At 45.8% G+C, this 8,720-nt stretch carries 5 protein-coding genes; all 5 read right to left on the bottom strand.

All coding sequences use genetic code 11. The features are described from left to right. Positions 1–582: S-layer homology domain-containing protein (locus tag AC1DSE_RS24600; protein ID WP_477528328.1), on the bottom strand; the 582-nt coding region annotated here is incomplete at its 3' end. Positions 583–656: 74 nt separating this feature from the next. Further along, a complete protein-coding gene (locus AC1DSE_RS24595) occupies positions 657–6,080 on the bottom strand; it encodes a family 78 glycoside hydrolase catalytic domain (RefSeq protein WP_477528327.1) in 5,424 nt (1,807 codons plus the stop codon). A gap of 181 nt (positions 6,081–6,261) precedes the next feature. Continuing rightward, positions 6,262–7,359: a rhamnose ABC transporter substrate-binding protein gene (rhaS, locus tag AC1DSE_RS24590; RefSeq protein WP_477528326.1), complete on the bottom strand. Its 1,098-nt coding sequence runs from the start codon at positions 7,357–7,359 to the stop codon at positions 6,262–6,264. Positions 7,360–7,427: 68 nt separating this feature from the next. Next, the gene (locus AC1DSE_RS24585) at positions 7,428–8,417 is read right to left on the bottom strand and encodes an ABC transporter permease (protein ID WP_339202968.1); all 990 of its coding nucleotides are present in this window, start codon (positions 8,415–8,417) and stop codon (positions 7,428–7,430) included. Between the two features lie 4 nt (positions 8,418–8,421). Next, positions 8,422–8,720: ABC transporter permease (locus AC1DSE_RS24580; protein WP_477528325.1), on the bottom strand; the 299-nt coding region annotated here is incomplete at its 5' end.

The following is an 8,720-nucleotide window of genomic DNA, read 5'->3' as shown; positions in this document are numbered from 1 at the left end:
GTTAGGAAGGAATGTTCCATCGGCATACCCCGTAACAAAACCGAGCTCTGCCGCTTCCCTAATCGCACTCTCAGCCCAATGTCCTTTAATATCTTTCCAATCCACAGTAATAGATTTTCCAGCTACAGTTACCTGCAGCACAGGTTTCAGTTCATTCATCTCCAATTTCGAATTAACAAGCTGCACAGCTTGAAGGCTGACCTCAGCATTCCCCTCAGCAATTCGCTCAAATTTCAGCAATACCAGCTCTTTGTCCCCTGTCTCGCCAGCTGAATTGCCTGTCTTCGTATGGGCAAACCGAATGGTCCCCTTCTTTACGATCGGATCGACAGAAAAACCTGTCAATGCCGTATGTGCTCCAACAAACTTCAATCGAGTGGAATCGTATTTCATCGAAATATCATAGGCAAATACATCGGTTAAGTTTTTTCCTACTACTGATATTTCAGTTTTGGCTTCTTGACTAGTAATCTTTAGTTCAAAAGAAGCAGCTGCCTTATCCGCCATTGCCGAAATGGGCATTAAACTGAACATACTGATTAAAATTGTGAATACTATCACCATTCTCTTTGCATTCGACATATCGCATGAATCCTTTCATCGCAGAGTTTATGAGGCAGGTTAGTGTGCCTGCCTCCTATTCGAAATTCGTATGTCTATTCCAAGCTCCACTCTTCAAGAATCATTTGCGCAATGGAAGCTAATACACGAATGTCGATTACATTTGCGCCGATCACATCTGCTTTCTCAATTTCAGACCAGTTTGGATCTTTGTAGGTGACACCATAGAAATTCGCTATAATCGACAGATCTCGAATTGTAACCTTCGTTTGTCCCTCGATCAGTGTCACAATCTTCGCTTTGAAAACTTGAAGAGCTTTGTTTAGCATCGTTACAGCCTCATCTATTTGCCACTGGCTGCTTCCTGTATTCTTGGCTGTGTTAATGGCTGCCAGCAGCAGCGCTTTTGATCCCGCAGCGTACTTGCCGACCTTTGTGCCTTCGATTGCCCTGTCATGTTTTAATTGTGCTTCTGCAATCAATCGGTTTAACTCCGTCCTGTCACCAGGAGCTGATGGAATCACCGAATCATTAAACACTTTTACTGCTCCATTCAAGCCGTTAAGCGCTATGGTGACTTGCTCCACAGTCGCATTCGGATCATTCTTCACTGCAATCGCACTGTTGATTACTGCTTGCAATGCCGCCTTAGAACCTGTTGGATACTGACCCGGCTGCGTGCCTTCCATTGCGACATCATGTAACGCCTGCGCTTGTTCGATTGCCGTATTCAGCGCTGTTTTGTCAGCGAGGAGCACTTCCATCGAGAGTACAGCTCGCGATACATTCATCATTGTTCCCTTGCCACTATCCGACACTTGGAAATCAGACAGCGATACCGTTGTATTGCCTGCTTGTGCACTCGGTTTCACCTTCCCGTGGAGGCGGAACAGATTGCCACCGTCAATACCTGCTTGCTGCTGGCCTGAGGTGACCATGATGATCCGAATCTGGCCAAGCTCGGGTTTAACCGCCGTTCCAAACACTTCGAAATTCGGCTTCAACGACTGAATGACCGATGGGTCCAGCGAGAGGTAAGTACTTTCCCCAACCGTCTGGAATTCGAATTTCTGCGGGTCATAATGAACAATAACATCAAGAGCCGTGAAGTTTGAGCCTACATTTTCAGCACCGATCGTCCACTCCGTTCCCTGTCCTGCTATGACAGTGTCACTTCCTGACAAAGCAGCCATATCTCGTTCTGCGGAAGCTGCGGTTACCGTAACATTTAGCGCAGCCGTCTTGCTGCCGTCTTCTGTCGTCGCAGTTATGACGCCATTTACTTGATCTGCTCCCTTATTGGTTGCTGTTACAGTTGCTTTCGTTGTATCGCTAGCCTCATCATAATGAACATTCGTGACGATAATATTCTCGTGATTGGACTCAAAGTGCACCAGCTTATTTGCAGCATTTGCCGGAAGCACTGTCGCAGCAATTTCGATGCTTTCTCCATCCTTCATTTCGAGCGAAGTACGATCCAAGCTTATGCCAGTAACGGGCAAGCCAGCTTGATTGTTATATACCTCCAGCTCAGCTAATTGGAGCCTATAGTAAATATCGTCTGATGCCATATCCCCAAGCTTATTGACCGACAGCCTCACATATCTAGCGGTTTGGTTTTCAAACGTATACAGCTGTGGCAGCATCAACGGGTTCGGCTCACCAGTCATTCTCTTTACTTCTAAATAATCTCCGCCATCAGGCTTAACCTGAATAAGGAAATCAATAGGGTAGGAGGCGGTTCGTGAATCCTTTGTACTGGAATCCGTTCTTGGATACAGCACCACACTATTCAGATCTTGATTCGCACCCAGATCAATCTCTACCCAAAGCGGATTGTTTTCTTGCGACTGCGAAGGAGAGCCTGTTGATGAATATTTTCGCGCCAAATTGCCGTTCGTGAGCCCTGCTGCCCCCCACTCTGGCGAAATCTCCAACGTTTCGCGTGCGGTTGCCTTTTTGCCTAACGCCAGATTCGCCCCGGTAACTACGATCAACCGAATAGAGGAGGTAAGCACAACTTCTCCTGATTTTACCGTTGCAGTAATTTCTGCGGAGCCGGGTCCAACTGCAGCTGCGATTCCGTTATCAGCAACCTTGATCACATTAGTGTTGCTGCTCTCATACTTAATCTCAGCATTAGTGAAATCGGCTTCCATTCCATTATCCATACTTCCGCTTAATGTGAGCTGAGTTTGTTCACCATGCTGCAGCTTCGTTGCTTTGCTGCTCAAGTTGATGCTTTCCAGCTTTAAGTTGGAATCAGCCATTGTACTAGCGAACGAGTATGCTCCAGATCCGACCGAATAGACCGCTTTGTCCCCTTCCATTCGCAAAAACTTGACACCAACAGCTTCTTCAGCAAGCTGTCCGCCTTCGCTCACGGATGCTTGATCTACCGCTGGAATGTATACGGTCGCTGTTGTATTAGCTGGAATCGTCACATTCAGCTTGAAGGCTGAGCCTTCCTGCTCCCAGCGGCTCTTGATCAAACCGTAAATAGACTTGTATTCTCCATTCACATGGCTAAACTCTCCACCAGGTGTAGGCTGAATGATAATATGTTTGAATCCAGGCTGCTCTGGATCTGCCTCGATTCCTGCCGCATAGCGGAACATCCATTCTCCAACGGAGCCAAGCGAATAATGGTTAAAAGAGTTCATTCCTGCGTCACCGAATCCATTCTCCTGTGTATAGGAATTCCATCTCTCCCAAATGGTCGTTGCGCCATTTTTGATGCTGTATCCCCATGATGGGTACGTATCGTTCGTCAACAAGCGGTAAGCAACCTCTGTATAGCCCGCTTCTGTTAGTACCGGCAGCAAATAACCTACACCAAGAAACCCGGTCGACAGATGCCAGTTTTTACTTTTAATATTGTTAACTAAATGCTCGGCAGCTTTCTTCTTGATATCTCCATCCAATAAATCCATGTGCAGTGCAAACACATAACCTGCTTGTGTATTGCCTTTGATCTGTCCGTCCAAACCAACAAATGCGGTGTTAAAAGCAGCTTTAATATCTTTAAATAATTGACTATATTTCTCCGCATCGTCTGTTTTCCCAATGATCGCTGCCATCTTGGACAATAAATTCGTGCTGTATGCAAAATAGGCCGTATTCACCACATCCGTTGGTGTAGTTTCATTCACGCTCAACCAGTCTCCGTAACCACCAGCCGGACGAATGAGCTTGTTGCTGTTCGTTTTGAGAAACTCGATCCATTTCACCATCGCATCATAATGCTCTTTGATTACGGAAGTGTCGTTATAAGCTAAGTACAGTGTCCATGGGATAATAACGCCTGCATCTCCCCAGCCGTTGCTTCCATTGCCCATTCCGCTAACATTTGGCGCAACGTCTGGGAATGCTCCATTTGCCCCCTGCGCATCAACAACATCCCGCATATATTTCTCGTAAAACCCAGGAACTTCCATGTTATAGGTAGCAGTGCGAACGAACACCTGAGCATCTCCTGTCCAGCCCATTCGTTCATTACGCTGAGGACAGTCTGTTGGAACGCTTAAAAAATTTCCTCGTTGTCCCCATGTGATGTTGCTATAAAGCTGATTGACCATCGGATTGGAGGTTTCAAATGTCCCGGTCTTCGGTGTATCGGTGTGAACAACAATCCCCGTTATGCTATCTAAAGCAGGTTCACCCGGATAACCAGTCACTTCTACGTAACGGAAACCGTGGAATGTGAAATGCGGTTCATATTGCTCAAGCCCACTTCCTTTTAGGACATATTCATCTGTTTGTTTAGCTGTACGCAAGTTCTCCGTGTAAAGCGTCCCATCATCATTCAGCATCTCGGCAAACCGCAGCTTCACTTTCGTTCCGGCAGTGCCTTCGACTTTTAACCTTGCCCAGCCAACCATGTTCTGTCCCATATCAAAAATATAAGTACCGGCACTAGGTTGCTTCACTGAGTTCGGCTTCAATTCTTCCGTCGCCTTGACGGTAGGGCCTACCTGTGCAACCAGCTTCCCGCGGAAATGGCTGACCTCTTTTACATCGTTCCATGATGAAACGTCATAATTCGAACGGTTCCACTTATCCATTTCTTTGCGCGCGTMATATGTCTCTCCCATTAGAATGTCGGAGTAGCGAACGGGACCCGAAGTCGTTGAATGCCAAGAAGAATCGGTCATTACCGTTTCACTTGTGCCATCCTCATATTCAATTTTTAATTGGAATAAAAACGACAGCTCTGTTCCGTACTGATTTGGACCAACATGTGCCACATTTCCCGCGTACCAACCGTCACCCAGCATTGCCCCAACCGCATTTCCTCCTTCAAGGAGCATGTCGGTTACATCATAGGTCTGATACTGCAAACGCTTATTGTAATCCGTCCATCCCGGATTAAAGAAATCGCTGCCTACCCGTGTCCCATTTAGGCTGAGCTCATAAAGTCCAAGCGCCGTCGAGTAGACAGTCGCTTTGCGTACTGGCTTCGCAATTTCAAAATCTTTCCTCAGCATAGGTGAGCTTCTGCTCTCGACTTTCTGATAAAAGGTGCCGTTCTCTACGAGTAGTTTTCCATCTTCCGTTAATTGTCCCCCTTCAAAGCTTGCTGCTTCCTTATCATCAAAATTTGCTTGAAACAACTCCTTGCCGTGTTCATCCTTAATGACGATATTGTCGAACAAGGCGCGCTCATTCGTCCTTGCGTCTTTATGCTGGCGGAATCCAATAGGACCGAATGATATATTGTCATTTTTCATCGTGTCGATTAACTCATTGTTGATGTAGGTTTTGATTTCTTTGCCGTTCACTTCAATTTTCAGATGATAAGCAACATTCAATTGCTTGTCATTCGGAATGACACGTGAAATATCTACTTCCTTCATAAGCTTCGTACCGCCGACATTCGTGTGTGGCCGAAACTGGGCATACGCTTTTTCTTTTACGTTAAACTGCCAGAAAAAATTATTGGAAGCATTAGGTCCGCCAAACAAAATGGCTGCCCCATCATTTAATATTATAAAATCCAGCTCGATAGAATAGCTTGACGGTACAGTCGCAGGTGTTGAGGCGGCAATCCACTTGGCTTGCCAATCAGCAGGCGCGAGCAATCCCATTTCCCACGAGCCCAGCTCACTCCATGCTGAAGCGTGATCATGGTTATCCCAAACCTTCACTTTCCAGAAATAACGTTTTCCGGATTGTAAAGCTTCTCCTTTGTATTCCACATTGTTGGAATCGCTGGACATGATTTTGCCAGAATCCCAAATGTCTCCTTCATTGCCAGCCAAACGGCTCTCTTCTGAAGCGACAATGATTTGATAGGCAGTTTGCATCTGTGCTCTCTCTGTTGATTCAAGCAACCAGCTGAGTCTCGGCATGGTGTTATCGATTCCGATTGGGTTATGGCTATACTCTGTATGTAAGTCATATGCAGTCATTTGGCCCGTTCCTTCTGCTCCGAATGCGGCTACTGGCTGTAATAAAGCAATTACAAGAACAGTTGCTAAAAATAAACCAAGCAGCTTCTTCCTGAACAAACTATTCATTTGCCAAAACACTCCCTTTTTCATTACATTGGTATCGCTCTCAATTTGGAAGACTAAACATAAATCCATAAAAAAATWGCCGGGAGTACAAGAAAGGATATCCTGCTTGCTGCAGGTCCTTCAACGACTACCCGGCCAATCTTCTCATTCTTCGATTATGTGTAATGATGAAAGGATTGTTTTAATAAACATCCTTCCATTCAGCGATGTTAGAGGAATCGAATTTGAAGGGATCGCCAAGCATAATTTGCGTGCCTTCACCGTCTTTCACGACTTCTTTCTCACCTAGTTTGCCAGCTGTCAGCTTATCCCCAACCGCACCTGTAATCTTGCCGTTCACCAATGCGTCAGCTGCATAACCGGACAAGTACCCAACATCAATCGGATTCCACAAATACATYCACTGACATACGCCGCTCACGATGTATTCCGCCATTTCACTTGGCAGGCCAAGACCGGTCAATTGCACTTTCCCAGTGAGACCCTTATCCGTTAAAACCTTGCCCGCTGCCGCGATTCCTACTGTCGTTGGCGCAATAATACCTTTCAGATCAGGATACGATTTCAAGAGCGCCTCAGTCTCGGACACGCTTTTATCACGCAAATCATCACCATAAGCTACTTTAACGAGCTTGATTTTACTGTATTTCGAATCCTCCAGCTCTTTCTTCATCCATTCGATCCATGTGTTTTGGTTTGTCGCTTGAGAGGTCGCGCTCAGGATCGCAATTTCGCCTTCGCCGCCAATCATTTCCGATACGCCTTGAATTAGTGTGCGGCCGATACGCTCAGGATCTGCTTGATTTACATGAACCATGCGACTGGCTGCGTTAACCGCTGAATCTAAAGAAAGCACTTTAATTCCTTGTTTCATCGCTTTCTTCAGCGCCGGCTGGAGCGCGTCCGGATCATTTGCCGCAATTGCGATCACGTCCACCTTTTGCGAGATAAGCTCTTCAATCATTTGAATTTGCGCTTCTGCTGTCGGCTGATCAGGCGCCTTCAAAATCGCTTCATATCCGAGCTCTTCAACAGCATTTTTGTAGCCTTCCATTTGCTTCTCACCGTATGGATTACCCGTGTTTTTAAAGATAATGGCATATTTCTTCTTTTTCGTGCTGTCCGATGTGTCATTTCCCTTGTTTTTCTCTGTAGCTTCGCTCTTGTTGCCGCCCGTATTTTTGGAGTTATTGACGCTGTTGCCTCCTCCGCATGCGGTTAACATCGAGATCGTAAGCAAAACAGTTAAACAAACGGATAACACCTTGTTTCTTTTCATTGTTTTTCCTCCCTTTTTTTGTCCAATCCTTTATATACAAAACAGCCGATCGACTGTATTGCACCAACTTAAGTTTTCTTCGTACGACTCCGGCCTACTTTAAGCCTCGGAACAGCGACGGCGAATATAAGCAGCAAGCCTATAATAATGAGCAGGATTTGCGCTTGTACGTTAACTAATCCTAAACCATAACGCAGGAAACCTATGAGGAAGACCGCTAGTATGGCTCCTACCATTCTTCCTTTTCCTCCAGCCGTGCTAATGCCGCCGAGAACAACCATGGCAATGACATCGAGTTCATACCCCATCGCAATATTAGGACGCGTGCTTCCCATACGGGAAGTTAGAAACAAAGCAGTCACAGCGGACATCAGTCCTGCAAGCGTAAAGACGATTACTTTTACACGATCGACATTCACACCTGAGAAGCGGGCCGCGTTGATGTTATTCCCCATCGCGTACAATTGTCGGCCGAACACGGTTTTGTGCAGCAGTAAGCTAAACACAATGGCAAATACCGCAAAAACGATCAAGATAAACGGAATCGGTCCCACGTACCCCCAGCCCAAATAGCTAAACCACTCTGGAAAAGATCCTGCTGCTTGATCTTCCAAAATAATGTAGGCGATTCCCCGATAAATGATCATCGTTGCCAAAGTAATGATAACTGCGGACAATTCCTTGTACTTCACAATAAGGATGCCGTTAATCCATCCGCAAATGGTGCCCACTGCCAAACAAATGACCATAGCCAGCACAATAGGGACTCCTTTATTGAATAAGTCCGCCATAATAACAGACGATAATGCTACAATCGATGCGACGGATATATCGATATCCGCGAGGATGATGATGAACACCATAGGGAGCACGATAAATGCTTTATCCAGAAATCCCATCGTTGCATCTCGCAAATTATCGTAATCCCAATAAAACTCAGATAGATTCATATTCATGACGGTTATGGCAAGAAACAATACCACCAACATCCATTCCCACTGAAGGAAAAACCTTTTGAAGGAAAAATCCTGCTTATTCGTAACAATTCTCGGCTCCATAGCGTTAGATTTTCCTCCTCATAAGATTGTTGCGATCAACGCCGCGCTTGACGATTGCATTAATAAGGACCGCGATCAAAATAATTGCGCCTTGAATGCCGTTCTGCCAAAATGGCGATACGTTAATCAAAGGAAGTGCATTATTCAAAATACCTAGTAAAATAGAGCCAAGGATGATGCCCGATATTTTGCCAGAACCGCCTGCAATGCTCACACCGCCTAGTACACACGCAGCAATTACGCTGAGCTCATAACCCGATGCGGTATCACCTTGCGCTGATGCAAATTTGGATACCCATAGCA

The sequence above is a fragment of the Paenibacillus sp. 01L418 genome (genome assembly GCF_056400045.1).
The sequence above is the reverse complement of the archived record's forward strand: the minus strand, read 5'-3'. Positions and strand labels throughout refer to the sequence as shown.